The organism is Paenibacillus nanchangensis (assembly GCF_046543445.1).
GTDB classification, from domain to species: domain Bacteria; phylum Bacillota; class Bacilli; order Paenibacillales; family Paenibacillaceae; genus Paenibacillus_AQ; species Paenibacillus_AQ nanchangensis.
In genome coordinates this window covers 1-25353 of record NZ_JBHOFD010000018.1, presented here as the reverse complement: position 1 = coordinate 25353, position 25353 = coordinate 1, and the positions used below count along the sequence as shown (strand labels likewise).

Annotated in this window: 21 protein-coding genes; 6 read left to right on the top strand and 15 right to left on the bottom strand. The window is 52.8% G+C overall.

Annotation, left to right across the window (positions count from 1 at the left end):
- Window positions 1-227 precede the first annotated feature (227 nt).
- Entirely contained in the window at window positions 228-1025 is a 798-nt protein-coding gene (locus ACE6ED_RS15615; RefSeq protein WP_410828118.1) for a hypothetical protein, read from the bottom strand.
- Window positions 1026-1152: 127 nt separating this feature from the next.
- On the opposite strand from ACE6ED_RS15615, the gene ACE6ED_RS15610 reads away from it, so the two are divergent.
- Window positions 1153-1398, top strand: a complete 246-nt coding sequence (locus tag ACE6ED_RS15610; RefSeq protein ID WP_410828117.1) for a hypothetical protein — start codon at window positions 1153-1155, stop codon at window positions 1396-1398.
- Window positions 1399-1483: 85 nt separating this feature from the next.
- Here ACE6ED_RS15610 and ACE6ED_RS15605 read toward each other — a convergent pair whose 3' ends face one another.
- Together ACE6ED_RS15605 and ACE6ED_RS15600 are read right to left on the bottom strand one after the other, a co-directional pair.
- Entirely contained in the window at window positions 1484-2140 is a 657-nt protein-coding gene (locus ACE6ED_RS15605) for a copper amine oxidase N-terminal domain-containing protein (protein ID WP_410828116.1), read from the bottom strand.
- A gap of 106 nt (window positions 2141-2246) precedes the next feature.
- Window positions 2247-2666 (bottom strand): hypothetical protein, encoded by a 420-nt coding sequence (locus tag ACE6ED_RS15600; protein WP_410828115.1) that lies wholly within the window; start codon window positions 2664-2666, stop codon window positions 2247-2249.
- Window positions 2667-3047: 381 nt separating this feature from the next.
- Here ACE6ED_RS15600 and ACE6ED_RS15595 point away from each other — a divergent pair, with 381 nt between their 5' ends.
- Window positions 3048-4481, top strand: a complete 1434-nt coding sequence (locus ACE6ED_RS15595) for an erythromycin esterase family protein (protein WP_410828114.1) — start codon at window positions 3048-3050, stop codon at window positions 4479-4481.
- Between the two features lie 113 nt (window positions 4482-4594).
- Here the strand turns inward: ACE6ED_RS15595 and ACE6ED_RS15590 are convergent, their stop codons facing one another.
- Entirely contained in the window at window positions 4595-5218 is a 624-nt protein-coding gene (locus ACE6ED_RS15590) for a TetR/AcrR family transcriptional regulator (RefSeq protein WP_410828113.1), read from the bottom strand.
- Window positions 5219-5383: 165 nt separating this feature from the next.
- Between ACE6ED_RS15590 and ACE6ED_RS15585 the strand changes: the two genes are divergently transcribed.
- Window positions 5384-7084, top strand: coding sequence for a DHA2 family efflux MFS transporter permease subunit (locus ACE6ED_RS15585; RefSeq protein ID WP_410828112.1), 1701 nt, complete (start codon window positions 5384-5386; stop codon window positions 7082-7084).
- Window positions 7085-7264: 180 nt separating this feature from the next.
- On the opposite strand, the gene ACE6ED_RS15580 is transcribed toward ACE6ED_RS15585, so the two are convergent.
- The 6 genes from ACE6ED_RS15580 to ACE6ED_RS15555 all read right to left on the bottom strand — a co-directional run bounded on the left by ACE6ED_RS15580 (window position 7265) and on the right by ACE6ED_RS15555 (window position 14164).
- Window positions 7265-8107 carry a sugar phosphate isomerase/epimerase family protein gene (locus tag ACE6ED_RS15580; RefSeq protein WP_410828111.1) on the bottom strand — a complete coding sequence of 281 codons (843 nt, stop codon included), beginning with the start codon at window positions 8105-8107 and terminating at the stop codon, window positions 7265-7267.
- A 27-nt stretch (window positions 8108-8134) separates the two neighbouring features.
- Complete coding sequence (locus ACE6ED_RS15575) at window positions 8135-9235, bottom strand: mandelate racemase/muconate lactonizing enzyme family protein (RefSeq protein ID WP_410828110.1); 1101 nt, start codon at window positions 9233-9235, stop codon at window positions 8135-8137.
- A 170-nt stretch (window positions 9236-9405) separates the two neighbouring features.
- The gene (locus ACE6ED_RS15570) at window positions 9406-10128 is read right to left on the bottom strand and encodes a rhamnogalacturonan acetylesterase (protein ID WP_410828109.1); all 723 of its coding nucleotides are present in this window, start codon (window positions 10126-10128) and stop codon (window positions 9406-9408) included.
- On the bottom strand, window positions 10125-11612 hold the full coding sequence (locus tag ACE6ED_RS15565; RefSeq protein ID WP_410828210.1) for a UxaA family hydrolase: 1488 nt from the start codon (window positions 11610-11612) through the stop codon (window positions 10125-10127). The genes ACE6ED_RS15570 and ACE6ED_RS15565 overlap by 4 nt, the downstream gene beginning before the upstream one ends.
- A gap of 27 nt (window positions 11613-11639) precedes the next feature.
- Complete coding sequence (locus ACE6ED_RS15560; protein ID WP_410828108.1) at window positions 11640-13052, bottom strand: tagaturonate reductase; 1413 nt, start codon at window positions 13050-13052, stop codon at window positions 11640-11642.
- 95 nt (window positions 13053-13147) lie between these two features.
- Entirely contained in the window at window positions 13148-14164 is a 1017-nt protein-coding gene (locus ACE6ED_RS15555) for a LacI family DNA-binding transcriptional regulator (protein WP_410828107.1), read from the bottom strand.
- A gap of 278 nt (window positions 14165-14442) precedes the next feature.
- On the opposite strand from ACE6ED_RS15555, the gene ACE6ED_RS15550 reads away from it, so the two are divergent.
- The 3 genes from ACE6ED_RS15550 (at window position 14443) to thrS (ending at window position 19962) form a co-directional block, all read left to right on the top strand.
- Window positions 14443-16239: an ABC transporter ATP-binding protein gene (locus ACE6ED_RS15550; RefSeq protein ID WP_410828106.1), complete on the top strand. Its 1797-nt coding sequence runs from the start codon at window positions 14443-14445 to the stop codon at window positions 16237-16239.
- 128 nt (window positions 16240-16367) lie between these two features.
- Window positions 16368-17399 (top strand): alpha/beta hydrolase, encoded by a 1032-nt coding sequence (locus ACE6ED_RS15545; protein WP_410828105.1) that lies wholly within the window; start codon window positions 16368-16370, stop codon window positions 17397-17399.
- A gap of 622 nt (window positions 17400-18021) precedes the next feature.
- Entirely contained in the window at window positions 18022-19962 is a 1941-nt protein-coding gene (thrS, locus tag ACE6ED_RS15540; RefSeq protein ID WP_410828104.1) for a threonine--tRNA ligase, read from the top strand.
- A gap of 88 nt (window positions 19963-20050) precedes the next feature.
- On the opposite strand, the gene ACE6ED_RS15535 is transcribed toward thrS, so the two are convergent.
- The 5 genes from ACE6ED_RS15535 to ACE6ED_RS15515 all read right to left on the bottom strand — a co-directional run bounded on the left by ACE6ED_RS15535 (window position 20051) and on the right by ACE6ED_RS15515 (window position 24695).
- Window positions 20051-20293, bottom strand: coding sequence for a hypothetical protein (locus ACE6ED_RS15535; protein WP_410828103.1), 243 nt, complete (start codon window positions 20291-20293; stop codon window positions 20051-20053).
- Between the two features lie 226 nt (window positions 20294-20519).
- Window positions 20520-21359: an alpha/beta fold hydrolase gene (locus tag ACE6ED_RS15530; protein WP_410828102.1), complete on the bottom strand. Its 840-nt coding sequence runs from the start codon at window positions 21357-21359 to the stop codon at window positions 20520-20522.
- A gap of 177 nt (window positions 21360-21536) precedes the next feature.
- Window positions 21537-22016, bottom strand: a complete 480-nt coding sequence (locus tag ACE6ED_RS15525; RefSeq protein ID WP_410828101.1) for a GNAT family N-acetyltransferase — start codon at window positions 22014-22016, stop codon at window positions 21537-21539.
- A gap of 211 nt (window positions 22017-22227) precedes the next feature.
- Window positions 22228-23121 carry a diacylglycerol/lipid kinase family protein gene (locus ACE6ED_RS15520; RefSeq protein WP_410828100.1) on the bottom strand — a complete coding sequence of 298 codons (894 nt, stop codon included), beginning with the start codon at window positions 23119-23121 and terminating at the stop codon, window positions 22228-22230.
- 341 nt (window positions 23122-23462) lie between these two features.
- On the bottom strand, window positions 23463-24695 hold the full coding sequence (locus ACE6ED_RS15515) for an MFS transporter (protein ID WP_410828099.1): 1233 nt from the start codon (window positions 24693-24695) through the stop codon (window positions 23463-23465).
- Window positions 24696-25353 lie beyond the last annotated feature (658 nt).

Genomic DNA, 25353 nt, shown 5'->3' with positions numbered 1-25353 from the left:
AAGTCAGATCTGAATCGGTATTACCCCCGATCCGTTCACCTTCGACTCCTCCAGCATATTTTTATCCTAAGCAAAGAATACCTCGTGTCGAATACGAGTTCCGACACGAGGTATTCTTGTGATGACTGTATTAGGCTAAAGACCAACGCCATGGTAAAAGGAGATACACTGTTAGTTGTGACTGAATTTGCCGAAACGAACTAGCGGTTGTAACGGCTTCATTTGAGTTAGTCAGCAATACCATACATATTTTTCATAACAGCTTGATACTTAGCTTTTTGAGAAGTAGATGCTTGTTCTTTTAGCGATTCGAAGAAAGAAACAGATTTTCTAAAACCTGCCTCATCATCTAAATCACTGCTGATGTCCAACATATGCAGAACCAAGTTGATAGCTTCAGGTACTGAACCCTTATTATACCGATATATTACATGTAAATACATATAGTCCACATAATATCTTACATTTTCTCTTTTATCGTTAAAATTCAATTTTTCTACCTCGTCTTTAAATTCATCTAAGACCCAATCAATACAATAATGGTGTTTAATGGCGGACTCCAATACCGTTATAAGACCTGCTAAAAGTTCTTCTTTGTCGCTATTGCGTATAAAATCTATGTACTCCCGGAGAACTTCATTTTTCCCTTCTAGCAGATCAAGTACATAATTGTTCGCCTTCGATATCGTTCTGTAAAACTCAACTTCTCTAATACCATCGTCGTCCAAATCTTTAATCCAACTTAAATCTGAATACTGACTGACGCAAACTCTTGCCTCCGATAATCTTCCTAGTTTTTGAAAAGCAATTCCTTTCATACAGAGACTGTATCCAAAGTAGTAAGCCATACTCCTTTTTAAAGGGACTTTGCCAAGATGATGCTGACTGGAATCATATATAATTGCTGTAAGTTCAAAAAGTTTTTCCGAGATTTCTAAAATTGCCGACCAATTTTCCCATGAAAATGACATCTTAATCATTTTAGTTAATGCATCAACATTCATACCGTCAAGGACCAATAACATGTAAACCACTCCCAGCCAGTGAAAATGAGATTAACAATGTTTACCCTATACGCGGAATTTGGTAATATATTACACATCGATTTTGTGATGCCTTTGATGTCTGAAAAATTACATGGAAGAGGGTAATATGAACAGAAGAGGTACAGGTATTTCACTAATTTTAATTTCGGCACTTCTCTACATCGGCAGGTATATTAGCGCAGCAATATATGGTGCAAATGCAACGAACTACAATGAATCATTTTTCTTAATATTATTAGACGTAACCGGGAGTGGATTGAAGCAGTGGAGTATTTTGTCGCTAGTTATAGGCATTATTTATTTAGTGCTTGCAGAAGTAGAACCATTAATCAAAAAATCCAAAGAAAAGTAAACGTAATAGTAAGATAGTTTGGGTAGGCATACAAACCATAGAGCAGTAATTAAGTAGACCTAGGATGCGAATTGTTGTACGTTGATCATTTAAGAGGTTTCCCAAAATTAGCATTGGGAACGGTCGTATAGCGATCCAAATATTTTGTGGAATTAGGCACAATCTTCGCGGAATGAATTTGATTACCGTATACAGTAAATGCCCAGTCCTGGACTCTAATCGTGTATTCATGGTCAATCGGTCTGTAAACTGTACGATACGTAAATTTTAGCTGCGATCCGCCGTTTAATTCTTCGTAACCGATGAGTTTGAAGTCAATAATGCTGCTAGATTCAGTCGTACCACCTACGGGAAATTCTTTATAAATATCTGTAGTGAAGTCATCCGCTATCACTTTCTCTATGGTGGTATAATCCCTTTCATCATAAGCCATAATCCACTTGTTGATCATATTCCGTAAAAATACATACTCCGCCCTGGCTAGCTCCTCCTTAAAATTGGGATCCGAATTGACATACAAACTTTTAGTGGTGTTATTCCAGCTAATATTCGCCCCAAACCCCTCAGAAACAGCTCGTATAGGAACGTATACAGATCCATTAATAATTTTAGGCTGAACACTTGTTTTTATTTCATTACCATTCACAAAAATTTTAGGAAGTGCAGTTGCTGCATAAGCGCCGGCACTAAACACTGAAGTTAAAACCAGAGATGTTAAACCAACTTTTGTTAAACGCTTCATTTAATTACCTCCATTGTCTTTTCTATAGTAGAGAGCATAATTACCCTATATATGTTGCTGATCAGACTTTTTATCGGCGATACCATTTTTCTCCCACTCCTTTCGGCTATCTGCCGTCAGTCAGCTTTTTAGCTATTACCACCTCGTTTTCTTCAATTATTATTTGATAGTCAACAACCTCCTCATCTTCAAAAACTTCACTGAATTCTTTACTTACGGAGTAGTTATTCTTTGGATTAAGCGTAATTTTAAATGCGTGTTTTCCATTTTCAATTCTGAATTTTGCGGCTTCCCCATGATTAATATTGCTATCCATCAAAGCGTTAATTTGGCCGTCATCCTTTTCTTTAAGCGCCACAACTACACTTTTTAAAAATAGCGGACTGTTATTAGTAATTATCAAATTGTACTGGTACTCATCATTTGCTACTGCCATACCATTTGGAGATTCGGGGCTGTTTCCATTACAACCGGTTAAACCGACTAAAAACAACAAGCATATAGCCAATAATTTCTTTATCGTCATTGGTTTGTCTCCCAATCATTTAATAAATTCCTAGCCACCCAACCGATTAACATAATATTCCAATTATAGTTTCTGTTATCCTATTTGGTCAATTAAACTCTTACTATATTTGTGCAGCCAAGCCTACTCCTAATTATTTGCAGGGAAAAGAATGATACAAGCCGTCTAACAAACATTGGCTGACTTCTTCAGCTAACCGTAATAGGCGTTCAGCATCGCTCCTGCTTTGGCCATACTAACAGCTAGAATGGGGACAGCTGAATCGGGACTAAACCCAGGAGGTGACCCGGATTTTTTCTTTGGACGGCAGCTTTATCGATTCTTTATAGATTCCTGATAATCTGCCAAGGACGTTAAATCTTTTACATAGGAGCTACGACAATGAAAGAAGACAAACGGTTTAATTCAAATGTAAAACAAATCGGCAAAGCAGCCATGGTTTTGGCATTGGGCGCTATGCTGCTGAACACCGCTGTGCCGGCCACTGCGTCAACGTCAACATCAACCAAAACCCCAACCACCAACCACAGTGCAGGGCTGGCACAAACGATGAAAAAGCAAGCTCACCCGCTCTGGTCGCTGACGTCAGAGGATTTTACGGATCTGCAGTTTCTTAAAAAAACGTTGGCCAACAAAACGGTTGTAAGCCTGGGAGAGAATTTTCACCGGGTCAAGGAATACAGCCAGGTCAAAATCCGGCTGATTAAATTTTTGCATGAGGAAATGGGATATGATGTTATTGCGTTTGAGTCCGGGATGATGGAGGCAGCGGCCGTTAACGCAAATACAGATCAGCTGACACCAGAGCAGATGATGGGCGGTTCGATTTTTCCGATTTGGCATTCCGAGGAAACGCTGGAGCTGTTCAAGTATATTCAGGAGCAGGCCAAGACGGATCATCCGCTGATTTTAGCCGGGTACGATATGCAGCTTACATCTTATCTGTCGACTATGTTTATTGGAAAATGGATGGCAAAGGTAAACCCCGCAACCGGAGAAGCTTATCAAAAGATGGACATGGAAGCCATGAGCGCATTGTATGCGGCTTTCGGAAATGAGCTGGAGGAAACCGTCAGTCCCGAAAAGCGAAAAGCGGTTCAGAAAGTGGAGGCGACGTATGCGCCCAAGTACCGTGCGGCGATTGACTTTTTGAAAAAGCATAAGAAAGAGCTGCTGAAAGCATATCCGACTGAACCGAAGCTGCTGGACATGGCGGTCAAGTCGCTTGAGGATCGGATTGCATTTATGCGGATGATGCAGAAAGATACGGTGGAATCTTATGAATACAGAGACCGGATTATGGCCGAACATGTAGAGTGGCTGAGCCGCGAAATGTACCCGGGCAAAAAGATGATCCTGTGGGCGCATAACGACCACCTGGCCAAAAACACTTCCAAGATGAAAACCGTCGAAAATGGAAAGTGGATCAACAGTTTTAAGAGTATGGGCGAGATCCTGCATCAAAAGCTCAAGGATAAAATGTACGTGGTCGGATTGTACATGAATCAAGGGTCTGCCGTTACGATTTCAACGAACCAGCCGTTCCAGATCCGAAAAATGCCAGCCGGCAGCCTGGAGTACCGCGTCATGCAGAGCGGATACAAGCAGTCCTTCATTGACTTGACTTCTTTCACCAAAAGAACAGCAGAAACAGCATGGATGTGGCAGCCGGTATATGCCGCGGAGGATGGCATGACGTCTGAATTGATTCGTCAGATGTCGATGAAGTTTGTGCCTAAAGAACAATACGACGGATTGCTGGTTATAGACCAGGTGCACGCTCCGACACCCCTGGCTTCAACGCAGGGAGAGTAGGGCAGACTTTTTGCACTAAACCTGTCACTTAGTCACTTAGCGTTATCAGCAGTTCACTTATGATGACAAGGACCTCATGCTCCGCCAGCCGCGGAAGTGGAGGTCCTTGTTTGTTATTTGAATAGATACCCCGTAACCATCTGAACCAGCTCGCTTTTGATTCTATCCGCGAAGTCTGGTTGATATTCGGAGAAAACGATGACATCGACTAGGCGGTTAAGCGTCTCAAACATGAGTACGGAAGCGGCTTCAATGTCCTTGGTGCGAAGCTCTTCGTTCCACTGGAGCAAGTGGGTTTGGGTCATTTCCAGCCCTTTTTGATACTGCTGGTTCATTATCGCCTGAATTTCCGTATCCGAATGATACATGACCGCGAGCTCTTGGTGGAATTGAGTATACACACCGTGAGCAGCAATCATACTGTCCAAAAAATGCGTCATCATCTGCTCGGGCGCTTTAAACTCCGGCATCCCGAATTCATTTAGAGAACGAAGCAGGAGCTGTTGAAATTCATTGTTATAGACGGATAAGGTCTCAATAAAGACGGCCCGTTTATCTATGTAATAGGAATAAAAGCTGCCGGTAGACACTCCAGCCCGGGCGGCAATCTCTTTTGTATTGGTATGATGAAACCCCTTTTCGGAAAAGAGCTCCATCGCTGCCTGCAGTATGGCTTCTTTCGTCTGAACGCTGCGCGGTTGCTTTGGTTTTCTGACTTTCGCTGCTTTCTCATTCAAAGTGATAACCTCTCCTTTGCCCTGATTGTAAAGAATGAACGTACAAGGTGTCAAATACAAAAATGAACTCCAGTTCATATTTTTTTTGTTGACAAAATTGAACTAAAGTTCATATAATCACAAATGTGAACTAAGGTTCAACTTTTGATCGGGGAAGTGGAGAAAATGAATGTTCATTCCAATCGTGTGCTGCCTTTTACCGCCATCATTCTGGGTTTCTTTATGGCACTGCTGGACTCAACCATCGTAAATGTGGCTTTACCTGAAATCACCCGCCATTATGGGGGGGACGTTGGGCAAATCTCCTGGATTATGAATGGATATAATCTGGCGTTTGCCGTATTTATCCTTACTGCGTCCCGGTTAGCGGATCAGTTCGGACGAAAAAAGCTATTTCTTATCGGTCTGGTGTTGTTCACCGCCACATCGTTTCTTGCCGGAGTCGCTCCAAATGTCGAGACATTAATCGCGCTGCGCGTTGTGCAAGGACTGGCAGGGGCAATTATCGTACCGGTAACTGTCCCTATGGCGACAAGACTGTTTCCGAAGGAAATGCACGGCACGATTATCGGCATTTGGGGGGCAATCTCCGGCCTGGCTGCTGCCAGCGGACCTGCGCTGGGCGGGATTTTGACAGAGAAGTTAAGCTGGCAATGGATATTTTTTGTCAATGTTCCGTTGGGCGTCTTAAGTCTGCTGCTAACGATTTTTTTGATTAAGGAATCCTATGACCCCACTTCCGGGAAAAAAATAGACTACGCCGGAACGCTTACCATTACAGCGGCGATGTTCCTTTTTACATACGGTTTAATAAAAGCCAAGGATTTCGGGTGGGATTCTCCGGCAGAACTGCTCTTAATGGCAGGCGGCTGCATCTTTACCGTGCTGTTTCTTTTGGCGGAGTGGAGGGGAAGGGAACCCATGCTTCCGCTATCGCTTCTGAAAATAAAACCTTTCAGCGCTTCGGCACTCACCCTCCTGGTGGTAGGAGCAGGGCTAATGAATATCTCCTTTTTGACCTCGTTTTATTTAACACGGGTGTTGGCAATGACCGAGCTAAAGGCAGGACTGATACTGTCGGTTGTCGCTCTTGGATCCATGGTCGCGTCGCTTGCCGCCGGACCGCTGTCTAACAAGTATGGGGCCCGGTGGTTTGCAGTGTGTGGAATTGTTTTTTTGATAGGGGCTTCTTATTGGCTAGGAGGATTACATGCCAACTCCACTACCGGCGAAGTGATTCCCCGGCTGGCGCTTGCAGGAATAGGAATCGGTCTTACCATGGCGCCCCTTATGGCTTCAACCATTCGCCATGTGCCCGAGGAGAAGGTGGGAATTTCGTCGGGAATCGTGAATATGACAAAAGCGCTGGGCTGCGTTCTGGGCGTTGCGGTTATTGTAACGGTGCTCCAGAACCAGATGGAAGATAGGCTGGCAGATTCAAAGCAGGCCGCAATCCAAGCGGTCGACACCAATCAAGTTTTGCTCCCTGAGTTGAAGGGGCAGATTATTCATTTCCTGGAAACCATGAATCCGAATCAGGCGTTTCCGCCAGACGAAGCGCAGCTGGAGCAGATTCGGGCTGCTCTAGCAGAGCAGAGTAAAGAGCGGGCGGCCAAGCTGCCCGAAGCACAGCGAAAAGCGGCAGAAGCTGCTTTGGCCCGTCAGACGGAAGAAGTTCAGCGTATACTGCCCCCGATTACGAACGATTATCGCGAAGCTGCCGCAAAGGCGTTTGGAGGGACATTCAAGTTCTCGTCTTGGCTGCTTATCGTTGGCATTCCTCTCGCCTATTTAAGTGACCGCAGCCGGAAACGTCAGCCTGTATCGAACGCGGCAGCCCTTCGTCCTAAACGTGCAGACAATTAAGTGGACCCGTAAGGGTTAAAATTCTACAGATGTAAGCTGCTCCTGCGCCTAGGATCTAGGTATGAAAAAAATGCACCTCCCAAAGCAGAACTTGTCGGTTCGAACCCAAAGAGGGGAACCGGCCTCTACTTCAAGAGATGCCTAATGCCGATCAGATTGGCAGATTGCTGGTTTGAACACCTACACTTCCCGGTACAGCGCCTGCAAAAATTGAACGGCTTCGCGGATGTAGGGCTCCGGCGTACTTTCCAAAATGCCCTGAATATGCGGGCGTTTGTATTTCATATAGCGCAGGATGGGCTCAAAGCGGAGTTCGCCTTGGCCAACGGGAACGATTTTGATTTTGCCGTCTTCCAGGCGGAAATCCTTCAGGTGAATGACTGCAATCCGGCTGCCCAGCAGCTCAAGCGCTTCGGCGACAACGGCGTCCTGCTCATGCGTGTTATCCGGCCGCATCAAGTTGGCGCAGTCCAGGATCACCTGAAGATTGGGGGAAGGGACCAGGTCGAGCAGTCTGCGCGTTAATTGAGCCGTGTACATCGGATGATTAAGTCCGGCTTCAATCCCGATTGTTGCCCCAAAGCGCTCGGCTTCGGCCACCATTTCACGGACCGATTCGACAACGCGCTCAAACGCCTCCTCCGTAAAATTAGCTTCCGTATATCCGCTGCCAACGCTGCCGGTCTCCGTGCCGACTAGACCTGCGCCAAAATCGCGGGCGAGCCGCAGATGGGTGCCAAACGCGTCCAGCGCACGTCTGCGTTCTGCCGGATCAGAATGGACGATGTTGACATAACAGCCTAGCACTGCAATGCGGATGCCTGCCTGACGAAAAGCGTCGCCGTAATACGCGGCCGTTCCCGGACTAAGCGCTTCCCACTCGGGAACGCTGTCCGGAAAAGACTTGCGTACGGCAAATTGAATATGGGAGAACCCGTACTGCCGGATCCCGCCGATGAGCTCGGGCAGCGGAAGCTGGCCGAAATCATGGGCGCGGATACCGAGTTGAAGCGGAACGGTCATGTTATACCTCCGGGTGATGTTTTTATTTTAAAAATTCTGACGGTGCGGATCGAGTTTGTTCCAGTCAAAAACAACGCCGGTTCCCGGCTCTTCCGGCGGGATCGCAAGCCCTGTGCTGCGGTCGATTACGAGCGGGCGGGTTGTATATTGGTCGATCGGGAAGCTGTGCATTTCGAGATAACCCGCGTTTGGCATCGCCGCCAGCAGGCTGACATGCAGCTCCTGTATCCCGTGTGTGGAAACCGACAAATTGTAAGCTTGCGTCAGATGGGCAACCTTCAGCCAGCCCGTAATCCCGCCGACATTGGAGGCGTCAGGCTGCGGGTAATCGACGTGCCCATACTGCAGCATGTGGTGGAATTCCGTCAGCGTCCGCAGATTTTCGCCCCCGGCGACTGCGATGCCCGACTCCTCGGCAATCCGTGCATATCCGGCATAATCCTCGGGAATGGTCGGCTCCTCCAGGAACAGGATGTCGTATTTCAAAAATTCGCGTCCGGCCTTGATCGCTTTCTCCACACTCCAGCTCATGTTGGCATCCACCATAAAGACGGTGTCCTGACCAATCAGATCGCGGACCGCCGCAACCCGTTCGATGTCTTCGGCAAGCGTCTTTTGTCCGAGCTTGATTTTGACGGCGCGGAGGCCCATATCGAGGTATTTTTGATTGTTTTGCAGCAGCTTCTCCAGCGAAAAATTCAAGTCGATCGCGCCGCCGTAGCACTTTACGCCCTGAGAGGCGCCGCCCAGCAGTTTATACAGCGGCTCTCCCGCTTTGCGGGCCCGCAGATCCCACAGGGCGATGTCACAGGCGGCGATAGCGAAGCTGGCCAGTCCGCCGCGGGCCACGTAGTGGATACCCCAGTTCATCTGATCCCACAGGCTTTCCACGCAAGCAGGGTCTTTGCCTACCAAAATATGCGTCAGCTCGTTGGCGATGAGCGAACAGATCGCCCGGCCGCCGAAGCCGCCGGTGTAGGTGTAACCCACACCTTCGCGCCCGTCGTCGGTGCGGATTTTGACGATCGGCACTTCAAAATGGGTGTGCAGTCCGTGTTTGGCATCCTCCATAATCTCGGGCAGCGGAATCCGGTAATATTCGGTTACAACTTCCGTGATCTTGGACATTTCATTCACTCCTTGTCGTATGCAAGCAGCGGGCCGTCCGCCTGGGTAGGCGCGGGCGGCCCGCTGCTGTGCTGAAAAATGGGTTAGCTGACTATGGTGGTCCAGTTGGTTGGCCGGTTCTGACCGGTTATAGCCGGCTATGGCCGGGCACTGGTTCGGCAATAAAGCGGCTATACCGTCTGCGTCTGCACGCTCTCCCGCTTCATCCGCGCCGCGAGCTCCTTGAGCAAAGGCTCGGTGCGGATCGCGGCCGCGGCCAGCCGGGCCATCTCGCGGGCGCCTTCATCCGAAAAATGCGTGTCGTCCGCCACACCGTCCGGGTAGTTGGGATGCTCGCCCGGAGCCAGGTGCATGAGCAGCCGCTTGGAGGCTTCCGGGCCGAGTTCGTTATACAGCTCCTGGGAGGCGGTGAACAGGTCGAGCAGCGGAACGCCGCACTCCCGGGCTGCCCGGCGCATGGCCGCGGGATAACCATCGACCGCCTGCGGATCAAGCGAGCCGTCCGCAAGATACCGTCTGCGGCTGACCGAAGTCAGGAGAACGGGATGGGCGCCTGCCTGCCGTGCCGTTTCGACGAACAGCCGCAGGTTGGCCGGATACGCCTCTTCCGGATCGGTATAGCGGGCAGGGTCCTCCTGTTTGCCGTCATTGTGCCCGAACTGAATGAACAGATAGTCTCCGGGCTGCAAATCCCGCTGGATATGCGCCAGCCGGCCTTCATCGATAAAAGATTTCGTGCTGCGCCCGTTAACGGCGCGGTTGTCAACGATAATCCGATCCGCCGGGAAGTAAGACTGGAGGTATTCTCCCCAGCCTGTCATCGGCTTGTCGCCGCCGCCTTTGACGGCCGCCGTGGAATCGCCGGCGATGAACAAACGAACGGGCTTGCTCACAGCGTAACCCCCGTTTTGAAGATCGCCAGTTCACGCACGTCGTTTTGTTCGTTGCGCGTTTTTGCTCCGCTGGCTACGTCGATCAGGTAAGCGATGAACTTCTCGAGTACTTCCTCCATCGGCGTCTCCAGCAGCGGTCCGGCGTTGAAGTCCATCCAGTGGCCTTTTTTGGCGAACAGCTCATTGTTTGTAGCAACCTTCACGGTCGGCACGAAGCTGCCAAACGGCGTACCGCGGCCTGTCGTGAAAAGCACGAGCTGGCAGTCGGCAGCGGCGAGGGCGGAGGAGGCGACAAGATCGTTGCCCGGAGCTTGCAGCAGGCTTAAGCCCTTTTTGCGCAGCTTCTCTCCGTACTGCAGCACGTCGACGACAGGGGAGGAGCCGGCCTTCTGCGTGCAGCCAAGCGATTTATCCTCCAGCGTGCTGATGCCGCCGGCTTTGTTGCCTGGCGAAGGATTTTCATATACAGGTTCGCCGTAGGACAGGAAATATTGTTTGAAGTTATTGATCAGGGAGACGATATCATCGAACACCTCGCGGCTTTCCGCACGGGCCATCAGCACCTTCTCGGCGCCAAACATTTCGGGAACCTCGGTCAGCACGGTGGTGCCGCCCTGCGAAATAAGGAAGTCGGAGAAGGCTCCAAGCAGCGGGTTCGCCGTAATGCCCGAAAAACCGTCCGAACCGCCGCATTTCAGGCCGACGTTCAGCTCGCTCAGCGGAACCGGCTCACGCTGGTCATCTTTGGCCGCTTCATACAGCTCTTCCAGCAGCGCGAGGCCGGCTTCCAGCTCGTTGCCGACTTCCTGGGCGACCAGGAACTTCACACGGCTCTCGTCGTATTCGCCGAGCAGCTCGCAGAATTCGGCGACGATGTTGTTTTCACAGCCGAGTCCAAACACAAGTACGCCGCCGGCATTCGGATGCTTCACGGCATCCAGCAAAATACTGCGCGTCATCCGGTGGTCGTCGCCAAGCTGCGAGCAGCCGTAAGGATGCTTCAGCACCGTCACGTTGTCGAACGGGCCGGGACCCGAATGAATCGCTTTGAATTCGGTCAGCATCTGTTCGGCGATGCCGTTCACGCAGCCGACCGTCGGAATGATGTACAGATCGTTCCGGATGCCAACCTTGCCGTTCGCGCGCCGGTAGCCGTTAAACGTCAGGTTCCGGACCGGGTAAGTTACCGGATGAAGCTCCGGCTGGTATTCGTATTCTTCTTCGCCCGATAAATTCGTTTTGATATTATGGGTATGAATCCATTCGCCCTGGCGGATGGCCGTGATGGCGTGCCCGATCGGGGCGCCGTATTTCAGGACGGTATCGCCGGCTTCAAGGTCGGTCAAAGCGATTTTGTGACCCTGCGGAATGTCTTGGCGCGCTGTCAGCGTCAGGCCTTCGAACTCCAGCGTTTCGCCTTCGGCGATCGGCTTTAAAGCGACGGCCACCGTGTCTCTGGCGTTCATTTTCATCAGACGTTTGATCGCTACTTGATTCATGGCTGTTCTCCCCTATACCAATTGTAGTAAAGCGTCCCGGCTGCCCGACTGCTCCAGTTCGCGGATTTTGCCCGCAAGCGCCTCCGCCAGACCGGGAACGGCGTTCAGATCTTGCCCCCAGAGGCTTTCTTCCTTCAAAATAGCCGGCACAAAACCCGCGGCGTCTTTCCAGGCTGTGTTGAACAGCCCGACAACTTCGGCGCCGTCCTGCGGCGTCACCTTGTCGCCCCGGTAGCTGAGCAGCAGCGCGGCAAACGACAGTGTCATCAGCGGAGGAAGCGTGCCTCGCTCCTGCTGGTAACGGAGCAGCACCGGAAGCAGACGCGTTTTGAACTTGGAAATGCTGTTCAGATAAATCGAAGTCAGTTCATGGCGGATAAACGGATTTTTAAAACGCTCCAAAATCGCTTCGGCATACGACTGCAGTTCTTCCTTTGGCAGATCCAGCATCGGCACCAGTTCCTTGTCGAGCAGGTCGCGGACAAACCGGGAGAACACGTCGTCGTTCATCACGTCTTCCACCGTCTCCAGTCCTGCCAGCAGTCCAAGCGGCACCATGGCGGTATGCGGGCCGTTCAGCAGATGCACCTTGCGTTCGCGGTAACGCGTCATGTCTTCCGTCACGATGACATTCAGTCCCGCTTTGGCCAAAGGCAGGCGGTCTGCCAGCCACTGCGGGCCCTCGATCACCCACAGCAGGAACGGCTCGGCTGTTACCATCAGCTGGTCTTTGTAGCCCAGCTCCGCTTCGAGCTCGGCGGCTTTGTCGCGCGGGTAACCCGGAACGATCCGGTCCACCAGGCTGCAGCAGAACGTATTCTCCGACTCCAGCCAGGACAGGAATCCTTCTTCCAGCTTCCATTCCTCCGCGTAGCGTTTCACAAGCTCCAGCAGCTTTTCGCCGTTGCGGTCGATCAGCTCGCAGGGGATGATGACGAAGCCTTTTTTGCCGAGCTGGTAACGTTTGTGGAGCAGGGCGGTCAGCTTCCCCGGGAAGCTTTTCGGTGGCGATTCCTCCAGGCGGTCTTCCGCACGGTAAGCGATGCCCGCTTCGGTGGTGTTGGAGGTGATGAACTCCAGGCCGTCGTCTTCGGCAAGCTTCAGATAAGCCTCATATTCCGTATAGGGATTGATGACCCGGCTGACGCTGGTGACGATCTCGCGCGAGTTCACCTGCTGGCCCTGCTGAATGCCGTTCAGCAGCACCGTATACAGGTAATCCTGTTCGGCCAGCATGCCTCCGAGCCCCTGCTCGATCGGCTGAACCAGCACCGCGCTGCCCTGGAACAAGCCTTGCTCATTCATTTGATGCAGCTGCCAATCCACAAATGCCCGCATAAAATTGCCTTCACCAAATTGGATCATCCGTTCAGGATAAGCCGGAAGCTCCGGCCGTGCCGTTCTGGAAAGTCGTTCTGTACTCATTTGCGCATGTCTCCTTTAATAATGGGATGTGATGTTTTGCACACGTGAACAATTTAAGGCAAAAAAAGAGGGACGCTCTTTTTTTTGGTGATGCTTCAGGGAGGGGAGATCCGGCTTACGCTGCTGCGCACCGTCAGCTCCGTCTTGACGAATCTCTGCCGGGAATCCGCGGGGTCCTGCTGGGCAGGCGTCCGCATCAGACCGATCAGCAGTTTCGTGCCAAGCTCGCCGATATCGGCGACCGGCTTGCGGACGGTTGTCAGTGCGGGATTCGTGTAGCGCGCAAACATAATGTCGTCGAACCCGATCAAGGATACCTGCTCCGGGATGGTAATCTTGCGGTCGTAACAGGCGTTCATCGCGCCGATTGCCATGTCGTCGTTCGAACAAAACACGAGGGTGGGCGGATCGGGCAGCGTGAGCAGCCGGGACATCTGGGTATAACCGCTTTCGATGCTGTAATCTCCAGGCGAAAAATACTCGGGAATCGGCGGAAGGCCGTTCGCAATCAGGCTGTCAAGAAAACCCTGCCGGCGCAGGTCCGAGGACCGGAAACCGGATTTGCCTTCAATAATAGCGAGCTTGCGGTGGCCTTCGGCAATCGCGTAATCAATTGCCATCTTGACGCCTTCACGGTCATCGGCGGTCACGTTCGGAATGCCGGGATCGTCCAGCTGGCGGTTCAGCACCACCATCGGAATGCCCGACTGCTTCACGTGATAAATAAAAGCGTTGTCCGTGTCGCTCTGGCTCATGATCAGAATGCCGTCATAGCGCCGCGGATGAATACCCTCGAAGCCGTTCAGGCTGTCGATTCCGCTGACCGTCAGGTTGTAATTCTCATCCAGCGCATGGTTGATCCCCTTGATGGCGTCCACCAGAAAGCTTGCGGATGTGCCCTGCTCGATACTGGAGAAAAACAAGCCGATGGTGTACGACTTCTTCATGACCAGACTCTTGGCGCTGTAATTCGGAATGTAATTCATGTCGGCGGCGATCCTGGCGATTCTCTCCCTGGTCTCCTTGTTGATGAGCGGATTGCCGTTCAGCGCCCTGGACACGGTCGTATGCGAGACGCCGGCGACGCGCGCAATGTCTTTTATCGTAATCATGAGACCTCTTCCCGGAAAATAAAATGTTAACGATTTCAGTTTAATAGCTCTTATTCGTACAGTCAAGAATTTTCAATTTATGCACACGTGAAAAATTATATTGGATACCTGACGGTGAAAGCGCTATAATAAACTTGGTTTTTTACCCGAAAGCGGGACAGGTCCGCGGGAGGAGCGCATGGATGCGGGTTGAAGCCGTTAAGCGCAGCCTGGATGGATGCCCCGAACGTAACCTGTGCGACTAAGGACGGCACCAGAGCCGGGAGAGGGGCAACAACTTGGAAGGAACGGAGAGGGTGGAGGGCAAGACATTTGACTTTGAACGCGTGTTTCACACCGGCGGTTCCGGCAAAGACCGGCCGCTGCGCACGCTGGCGCTGCTCTATAAGGGACTCCATGTCAATCTGCTGCTGTCCCTGCTGTTTTACGTGATGAAACATGCGCCGACCTGGGTTATTCCAATTGTTACGGCTGATATGATTAACCATTTGAGCCGGCCGAGAACGGAAAATTTGACCTGGCTGTGGATGGATATCGGGATCGCCGCCGTAGTGGTGCTGCAGAACATTCCGTCGGCTTTTGCACACGTTAGCTTTATGAGCCGTTCTTCACGGGAGGTGGAGGCGGGTCTGCGGGGCACGCTGATCCGTAAGCTGCAGCATTTGTCCATGTCTTACCACAGCGATCTCCGTGCGGGCAAGCTGCAGGCCAAGGTGCTGCGGGATGTGGAAGCGGTGGAGACGCTGTCCAAGCAGGTGATGTATTCTTTTATGCCCGCTGTGACCAACGTGCTGATTGCTATTACAATTACCGCGTTCAAAAGCGCGCAGGTCACGCTGTTCTTCGTGCTTGTTATCCCGTTTGGCGTGTTGATGATCGCTTTTTTCCGGCGCCGCATCCGCAGCCGCAACCGGGAGTTCCGGCAGGAAATTGAGCACATGTCCGGCCAGGTGGCCGAGACGCTTGAGATGATCCCGGTCACCCGGGCGCACGGCTTGGACGAAGCGGAGATCGAGAAGGTGGACTCGACCTTGTTCAAACTGAAGGGCAAGGGCTACCACCTTGACATTACCGAAGCGCTTTTCGGCGCCTCCAGCTGGGCGGTGTTTACGCTGTTTCAGGTGCTGTGTCTGGCGTTCACCTGCGTGATGGCTTTCAACGGCCGGATCGAGGTGGGCGATGTGGTGATGTATCAAGGCTTTTTTGCCACCATCATGGCCGCGATTAACAGCATGCTGAACGTGTACCCGCAGTTCGCCAGAGGTTTCGAATCGCTGCATTCGATTACAGAGGTGCTTGCTTCCACACAGGTGGAGGAATACCGCGGCACGATGAAGATGAAATCCTTGGCCGGCGGATACGAATTCCGGAATGTCCGGTTCAGCTACAAGGAGACGGACCGGCATGTGTTGAACCATTTTAATCTGACGGTCCGGCCGGGCGAATGCATCGCTTTTGTCGGGGAGTCGGGCGCGGGCAAATCGACGGTGCTGAATTTGGTGATCGGCTTCTACCGCCCGACAGGCGGGGAGATTCGGATCGACGGCATTCCGATGGATCAGCTGGACATGCGGACCTACCGTCAAAAGCTGGCGGTGGTTCCCCAGACGACGGTTTTGTTCTCGGGAACGGTGCGCAGCAACATCACGTTTGGCCTTCCGGACGTGCCGGAGGCGAAGCTGCGCGAGGTGATCCGGCTCGCGAATCTGGAGGACACGATTGCGCAGATGCCGCAGGGATTGGATACGCTGATCGGCGAGCACGGCGGGAAGCTGTCCGGCGGACAACGGCAGCGGATCGCTATTGCCCGGGCAATGGTGCGCGACCCCGAAATCATCCTGCTGGATGAAGCAACTTCGGCGCTCGACAATAAGTCGGAGGCTTCGGTGCAGCAGGCGATGCGCGAGCTGACGCGGGGACGCACGACGTTTATCGTGGCCCACCGTCTGTCGACGATCCGCGATGCGGACCGGATTGTGGTGATGGCGAACGGCCAGGTGGAAGAGGTCGGCACGTACGATGATTTGATGGAGCGCCGCGGAGCGTTTTACCGGCTGAAGCAGCTTCAGGGATGACAAAAAGCACTAGAGGATAAGCGATACAGACAAACCATAACGGCGCGAGTTGTGACGGGATGAACGGGCTAGGTCTACGCAGGCTGTGCCCGCTTTGCCGGTTACGGCTAAACATAGGAGGATGGAACATGGAAGACAAATTGGCGAGCTATATGGCGGAGTTAACGGGGAGTGCCCCGAAATCGGCGGGATTCCATCCCGGCCGGCCTTGGGCGGAATGGCGCGGGGAGCTGGCGGAGCGTTTTGCCGGCCGGCTGGGCCCGGTTCCCGAAACGAAAGCAGAGCTGAATCCGGTGGAGCTGGAGCGCACCGAATGCAAAGGCTATACCAGAGAGCGGGTAGAAATCACTACCTTTGAGGGGCTGCGGATGGCGGTCTACATGCTGATTCCGGATCAGCCCTTGGCCCGCCCGTGTCCGGCGGTGATTGCCCTGCACGGACATGGCTACGGAAGCCGGGATATTGTCGGCCTTACGCCGGAAGGGGAGGAACGGACAGGCGACCCGGGACTGCACCGCGATTTTGCGGTCTCGCTGGTACAGGCGGGATTTGTAGTTGCGGCACCCGAAATTCTCGGCTTCGGAGACCGCCGGCTGAAGGAGAATCTGGAGTCGGGACAGCCGGGCCAAAATTCCTGCTTCCGCCTGTCCGCGGCATTGCTGCTGGCGGGACACACGATGGCGGGCTACCGCGTATACGAAACGACGCGTGTGCTGGATTACCTGGAGACGCGTCCCGAGGTGCTGGCTGAGCGCATCGGCGTAATGGGCATCTCGGGCGGCGGGCTGGTTGCGGGCTTTGCGGCCGCGCTCGATCAGCGGATTAAGTGTGCGGTCGTCAGCGGTTATGCCAGCACGTTTGAGGCGAGTATTTTATCGCGCAGCCACTGCCTGGACAACTACATTCCGGGTATTTTGCTGGATGCGGAAATGCCGGATCTGCTGGGCCTGATTGCTCCGCGCGCCCTGTTCCTGGAATGCGGGGCGGTCGACCATCTGTTTCCCCGCCATGCTTCCGAAGAAGCGCTGGGGCGGCTGCAGGAAATCTACAAAGCAGCGGGTACTCCCGATGGAGTGGAAGCCGACTTTTTTGAAGGCGGACATGAGATTCATGGCGGCCCTGCGTATGCATGGCTGGCCAAGCAGCTTGATCCGCGATAACGGCTGGCGCTTGGGCAGTTGGACCTTGTGCGGGACGCTGGATTTTCGGGTGCGCCGGATGCGCCTGATGCGCCGGGTACGGTTCCTTCCGGTAGCTGAGTTCGAGTCCGGCACTTTTTGTAGGGTTTGGTTTTAAATGCGGCATTTTCCGCAACTCTGACAACCTCCCCGGGAACAACCGGGAAAATTTTGGCGGCGGCCTGCTTGACGAAAGGGAGAAGTTCCCCCTATAATTACAGCTAATTCACGCTCAACAGCATCGACAAAGACATGAGCCGGCAGATACGGACCGTCCAGAGAGAGGAATCACAGGCTGCAAGTTCCTCCGGTAACGGCTATCGGTTTACCCCTTTGTAGCTGCGGTTCCGAACCCCAGCCATTGTAATCGGGCACTGCTGTGACCCGGCCTTTGGCGGCAGTAGGAATCGACGGTTCATGGCCGTTATCCCATGCTGAAGAGGATTCCGCCTCAGCGTCTATAAGCCTTATGAGACGTATGCAGCGGGATTAAATTTGGGTGGAACCACGGGTATAACACTCGTCCCTTTGCGGGACGGGTGTTTTTTGATTGCATGCGTGAAGCCATCCGCTCCCGCTCCATTTCTGGAGGGAGGAAAAAAAGATGAGCATCAGCATCAAACTGCCGGACGGCTCGGTCCGGGAATTCGCGGAGGGCAGCAGCATTGGGGACGTCGCCGCCTCCATCAGCAGCGGTCTGCGCAAAAATGCCGCCGCCGGCAAACTGAACGGAATCGTGGTGGATCTTGCCGCTCCGCTGGAAGACGGGGCGCAGGTCGAAATTGTCACACTGGATTCCGAAGAAGGGCTTGGCGTAATGCGCCACAGCACCGCCCACCTGATGGCCCAGGCTGTGAAGCGCCTATTTGGCGCTAAGGAAGTGAAGCTGGGCGTCGGTCCGGTGATTGAAGACGGTTTTTATTACGACATGGATTTGGAGCATCCGCTCAACCCGGAAGATCTGCAGCGGATCGAAAAAGAAATGGAGCGTATCGTGTCGGAAAACCTGCCGATCGTGCGCAAGGAAGTCAGCCGGGAGGAAGCGCTGGCGATTTTTGGGGAGCTGGGCGACCCGTACAAGCTGGAGCTGATTGAGGCGCTGCCGGAAAGTGAAGCGATTACGATTTACGAGCAGGGCGAGTTTTTTGACCTGTGCCGGGGGCCGCATGTGCCGTCGACAGGTAAAATCAAGGTGTTCAAGCTGATGAGTGTCGCCGGCGCATATTGGCGCGGGGACAGCAAAAACAAGATGCTGCAGCGCATCTACGGCACCGCCTGGAACAAAAAAACGGAGCTTGAGGAATATCTGCATCTGTTGGAAGAAGCGAAAAAACGCGACCACCGCAAGCTGGGCAAGGAACTCGGTATGTTCACATTCAATAACCTGGTCGGACAAGGCCTGCCGATCTGGCTGCCGAAAGGCGCCAAGCTGCGCAGCATCCTCGAGCGTTATATCGTTGATCTGGAGGCGAGCCTCGGCTACGAGCATGTCTACACGCCGGTGCTGGGCAATGTGGAGTTATACCATACGTCGGGGCACTGGCAGCATTATGTGGACGATATGTTCCCGAAAATGACGATCGATACCGAGGAGTTTGTGCTGCGGCCGATGAACTGCCCGCATCACATGATGATTTATAAGAGTGCGATGCACAGCTACCGGGAGATGCCGATCCGGCTTGCCGAACTCGGCATCCAGCACCGGTATGAAATGTCGGGCGCGCTGACCGGTCTGCACCGGGTGCGGTCGATGACGCTGAACGACTCGCATATTTTTTGCCGGCCTGACCAGGTAAAAGACGAATTCAAGCGGGTACTGGAGCTGATCAAACGCGTCTATCGCGATTTTGGCATTCACGATTACCGTTTCAGGCTGTCCTACCGCGACCCGGCGGATACCGAGAAATACCACCCGGACGACGAGATGTGGGAACGGGCGCAGGGAGTGCTGCGCGAGATTATGGTGGAATCGGGGCTGCCGTTCTACGAAGCGGAAGGGGAAGCGGGATTTTACGGACCGAAGCTGGATGTGCAGATCCGGACAATGCTGGGCAAAGAGGAGACTTTGTCGACGGTCCAGCTGGACTATCTGCTGCCTGAGCGCTTCGAGCTCGAGTATGTGGGAGAAGACGGGCAAAAACACCGTCCGGTCGTCCTGCACCGCGGCATTCTCGGTACGATGGAACGGTTTGTGGCGTTCCTGCTCGAGAACTTCGCAGGTGCACTGCCGCTGTGGCTGTCGCCGCAGCAGGTGAAGGTGATCCCGGTTTCCTCGGCCTTTGACGATTACGCGAACGAAGTGGCCGACCGGCTCCGCCAGGCGGGCCTGCGCGTGGAAGCGGATCTGCGGGGCGAGAAGCTGGGTTACAAAATCCGCGAGGCCCAGCTGGAGAAGCTGCCGTACATGTTCATTGTCGGCGAAAACGAACGGAACGACCGGACCGTATCGGTCCGCAAGCGGGGCGAAGGCGACCTCGGCGTCCAGCCGCTGGACGAAGCGGCTGAGCAGCTTGCGGCGGCCGTGCGGGCGAAGTCGCTGGAGTAGCGTAAGGCCAATCAAACAAGAGAAAACACAAACAGGCACCGGGACGGCTGAGAGGCCGATTCCCGGTGCCATTTAAGATATCCGAAGGCTAGATTTCAGGGTTGCGTAAAAATACCGCTTCCCCCTTTTTCTTTTCCAGCTCGTGCTTCATCCGCTTGAGTTCATTTTCCAGTCTCCGGTACGTATTCTCCGCTTGTTCAATCTGCTCCTCATACTCCTTCCTGCGCAGCATGGGAATCAAGACGCAATCGTATACCGATTCGCCTTCACGCTCTCGAATCACAGCATTTAAAAGAACAGGAAGTGTTCCGCCGCTGCTCGTTTTCATCATTAAATACATCTCATTTACATGATGATTAAGCTGAATCAGCGGTAAGAAATAAATCCGAAAAAAAATCTGGCTGGACCGGTTTAGCAGGGATTCAATACTGATGCCGTTTATCCCTAGTTTTTCATATTCTAACAAGCGGCAAAGGGTCGCGTTGACTGTGCGTACAGTTAGATTTCGATCCATCGACAAATAACCGCAAGGGGCGTGATCCAACCGTTCGTCCATATTATAGGTGCATCTCGCTTCCCTGGACTGAATCAATGGAAGCAAGATATTCGCTGATGAGTTGAATCGTTTCATCAGGATGGCTTACATGCGGACAATGTCCGGTTGCGTCCATTAGCCGGAAAACGCTGTTTTGCATCTGCTGATGGACATAACCGCCAGCTTCCATCGGAGCGATCACATCATCGGAGCATTGCAGGATCAGCGAAGGTACGGTTACCTTGCCGAATTCCTTACGGTAATCGGAAAGGAAAGTTGCTTCCGCAAATTGCCGGGCCACCTTAGGATCGGTTGCGCAAAAACTCAGCTCCAGCTCCTTGGATAATTCCGGCCGGTCTGTATTCCCCATAATGACAGGAGCCAGATAACTCGCCCAACCCCGAAAATTCTGATCCATCATGTCCAGTAAGCCCATCAGATCTTCCCGTTCAAATCCGCCGATGTAATCAGGTAAATCGTTCAGGTAGCGGGCGGAAGGTCCAATCAGAACAAGCCGTTCAAAAAACTCCGGTCTTTGAATAGACGCCAGTGCACCGATTGTTGCACCGACGGAGTGGCCCACTAGAATGGTGTTTTTCAATTCGAGCGCTGAGCAAATGTCCAGGATATTTTGGGCATAACCGTTCAGATCACGATAAACATGAGGATCGTAGGCACCTATATCGGATTTTCCCGAGCCTACAAAGTCAAACAATACCACCTTGTACTTCTGTTCAAAAGCGGGTACGACAAAGCGCCACATGTTCTGATCACAGCCAAAGCCGTGGGCAAAAATAAGAGTTTTAGAACCATGGCCCGTTACTTTGACGTTGTTGCGGATGAGAATCTGTTCGCTGTCCATTGACGCTTCCTCCTGGATTCGCTGAATTCGGGTAGCATAGTAAACCATTATACCACTATTTCAAGATATTAAAATTTTATATAATAGACCTGATTCTCCGGTCCCCCTATTCTTTGTTTCGGGCAGTATAAAAAAACTAACGCCGGTAGGATTACCGCCGCCAGTTTGCCGCTTCATTCATTTGATTTGCTCCGGGCTGCCGGATAACGCTTGTTCCTGCTCATCCAGCACCATATCAATATGGGGAATGCCGTCTTCGTCATACACTTCCGAGACCGGCTCGAATCCGAAAGAACCGTAAAATCCGTGCAGATAAGCCTGCGCCTGGATCTTCACACGGGTATGTCCGTCTTCACGCAGATGCTTGAGGCTCCGCGCCATCAGCTCCCGTGCGAGCCCGCGGCCGCGGGCCGAGGCGTCCACAATCACCCGCCCGATTGAAGCTTCCGGATACGAAACGCCAGGAGGGACAAGCCTGGAGTAGGCAAGCAGCCGGCCCTCCTCTTCCAGGAACAAATGGCGGCAGTAGATATCTTTGCCGTCCACCTCCTGATATGGGCATTCCTGTTCAACGACAAACACCGCTGTCCTGGCCTGCAGGATCGTATACAGCTCGTTTAAGGTCAATTCTTCAAAAGTCTTCAGCTTCCAGTCCAACCGTGTTCCCCTCCCAGTTCAGTCATCCAACGGCACCGGGCCGTCAATGAACACAAGTATAAACGGGAAAAGTAAGAATGGCCAGGCCCCGCTTGGCGGCGGCTGTTCAGACTTCAGCTATAAGCTATATTGGGAACAGTATGGTTTTGAACCCGGCAGCGGACATGCAGTGTTTTGAGACCGCCCGTGAATATAAGTGTAGACACATGATCTACTCCGCATCTTCCGGTACAATGACACGAATATGGCTCGGCATCAGGTGGAGCTTGATCGGCAGAGGCGGCCCTTCTTCTCCGTCGACATTGGTCCGGACCGGCTCGAGGGAGCTGACTTCTACATTTTTGGCCGTAAAATAAAGTACATCCTTGTGGCTGCGGAGATTCCCCAGCAGCAAGGAAACACTGACCGTCAGCGTATTCAGGATGCCGAGGTCTTTAACAATGAAGCAGTGCAGCAGCCCGTCGTCGACGGCCGCATCCGGCGCCAGCCGCTCAAATCCGCCAACCGAATTGGTCAGCGCCGCGATAAACAAGGCGGCTTGGCCTTCCCACACCAGGTCGTCATAACGTACGGTAAACGTATGGGCCGGACGGGAAGCCAGTTCCTTGAGGCCTTCCTTCAGATAGGCGAAAACGCCCAAACGCGACTTGTCTTCGGTCGTTACGGCCGAAAGCGATTCGGCAAGCGATCCCGCGGCAACAACATTTACGAACAGCTGATCATTCAGCTGGCCCATGTCGGCCCGCTTTGTCCGGGTGGAAGCCAGCGCGGCAATTGCGTCTTCCGGAACCAAGGGGAGCCCAAGCGCCCGCGCAAAATCATTAACGGTGCCCATTGGCACCACGCCAAGCGTCGGGCGGTGCGGCTGGCCGAGCAATCCGTTGATCGTTTCATGCAGCGTGCCATCCCCACCCATCGAGACGACAAGATCGAAATTCTGGTCGCAGGCGGCGATGCAGTAGCGCGTGGCATCCAGCTCTTTGGCTGTTTTCATTACGGTCACTTCATAGCCTTCCAACTTCAGCAAATCCTCCACCGGCGTTACATAGTCAAGCGCCAGCTCCTTGCCCGAGGAGGGATTCATAATCACCATGGCCTGCTTCATCACGGCACGTTCCTTTCTTATGTAGAGAGTCCTCTCTCTCTTTTACCCGAAAAAAAGACAATTGCGTGACGTGCAGCCAGATCGGTTTGCACGGGCGTTAATCGGGGGTGGTGAATTGGCATGCCGGAATCCGAAAAAATGGCGGTTATAGCGAAGTTCTGTCACCTGCTGCTCAGGACAATCGCCAGCAGAGGACAACCGCCAGAACAAGACAATCACCAGCACAAGACAATCGCCAGCACAAGACAATCACCAGCACAAGACAATCACCAGCACAAGACAACCGCCGGCGCAAACAGCCCGCCAGCATGGAATCATCCGTCTGACGGGCTGTCGAGTTGTTAGCGTCCTGCATCCGGCAGGATGGGAGCCGCGGCGCTCCGCTGCGGACGATGATGCAGCAGGTAATAGACAAGCAGCGAACAGGCAACGATCAAACCTCCGGTAAAATACATGACATGGTAATCGGTCCACCCGGCGATCAGACCAAGCAGATAGGAGCCAAGTCCGTACCCGAGATCAAAAAAGACAAAATAGGTGGCGGTGGCCATCCCGCTCCGGTGAGCGGGTGCGGATTTGACGGCAAGCGTCTGGAAGCTGGGAATGACGGCACCATAGCCAAGTCCGATGACCCCGGCCGCCAGGAGAAAGGCAGCCGCGCCGTATGCCTGGCTAAGCCAAATCATGCCAGCGACGAAACAAAAAATACCCGGATAAACCAGCACATGTGCGCCTTTGCGGTCAAACAGCCGGCCCGTAAACGGACGGGACAGCAGTACCATAGCGGCGAACACGATAAAAAAATAACCGGCAACCCGTTCCAGTCCCAGCGATCCCGCATATACGGAAATGAATGTGGAGATGCCTCCGTAAGAGAATGCCAGGAAAAAAGCGGACAAAGCAACGGGCATCGCCTTCGGCTCAATCAACCGCCGCAGGCTCCAGCCTTTATCCTCCGTGCCGCTGAGCTGCGTTTTCGGCCGCGGCGGGTAGTGGGTTACCGCACCGCACAGCAGCGCCAAAAGAGCGAAGCCGGCAACGGTGAAAAACAGCGCCGTGTAACCTGCATCCGCGGCGATCGTCAGACCGACGAACGGACCGATTACCATCGCCAGGCTCATAAAGAGACTAAAGTAGCCAATGCCTTCGCCTTTACGCGCTGCGGGAATCACGTCCAGAACGAGTGTGGAAGTGGCGGTAGCCGCCACGCCAAAAGCGATGCCATGCACAAAACGGAGCATAAGCAGCACGCCATAACTCGGGATCAGGAGATAACCGGCCGTACAAAGGACAAATAAAAGGAGCGACCCGAGAACCAGCGGCTTGCGGTCGACTTCGTCCAGCCATTTTCCCGCCAGCGGGCGGAAGATAACGGCGGCAATAACGAAGACAGTCGTCACCAATCCGATCCCGTCTTTATTTCCCTGCAGTTCCTCCAGCACAAACCCGGGAAGCGTCACCGCCAGAATGTAAAAGGTAATGAAAATAAAAAAGCTGGATAAGCTGATGGCAATAAAATTCCGCCCCCAAAGCTTCTCGCCGGGCGCGGATTTGCTGTGTAACGTTTGATTCAAATTCATCGCTTCTTTCTGCGGGAAAGTTGTGTGCGGACACCCCGAGAAGAGAAAACGGTGCTGCGTGTTTCCTGCAACATTGTAATCCTGCAGCTGCTTCATCCTGCAGATGCATAATGCTGCAACTACAAAATGCTGCAACTACAAAATGCTGCAACTACATAAAGCTGCAACTACAAAATACTGCAACTACATAATGCTGCAACAGCGTATTCCTGACAAAACCGGCAGCAGCATGCAAGGGACCGTTCCTGACTTCATCTTCATGCGTCCGCCATTCAATTAGTTGTTATGACAAGTATATAGGATACCGGCCCAATCTGTCAACTTCCCGGGGCGGTTGTAAAGTGCCTAACCTCATCGGGTTGTCCTAGAAGTGATTTACGTTAGGAAGACAGCTTCCAAGTTACACGAATTGCTAATAAACTCAACTTTCGCAGCTGGAAAATGGCATAGACCCTAATGGCATAGACCCTTGAGTGAGTAAGAAAAATCTCTGGCTGACCTAATAATACGAAACACCTCACTTGTTACGGATCGTGGTAATGCGACCAACCATATCAACAAGAAGGTGCGAACTCCACGTTATAACAACATTCCCTGCCTGAACACCGTCTCGCTTTTCCAAACTTTGGGGGCATTTTGAAGCAGATTTGCA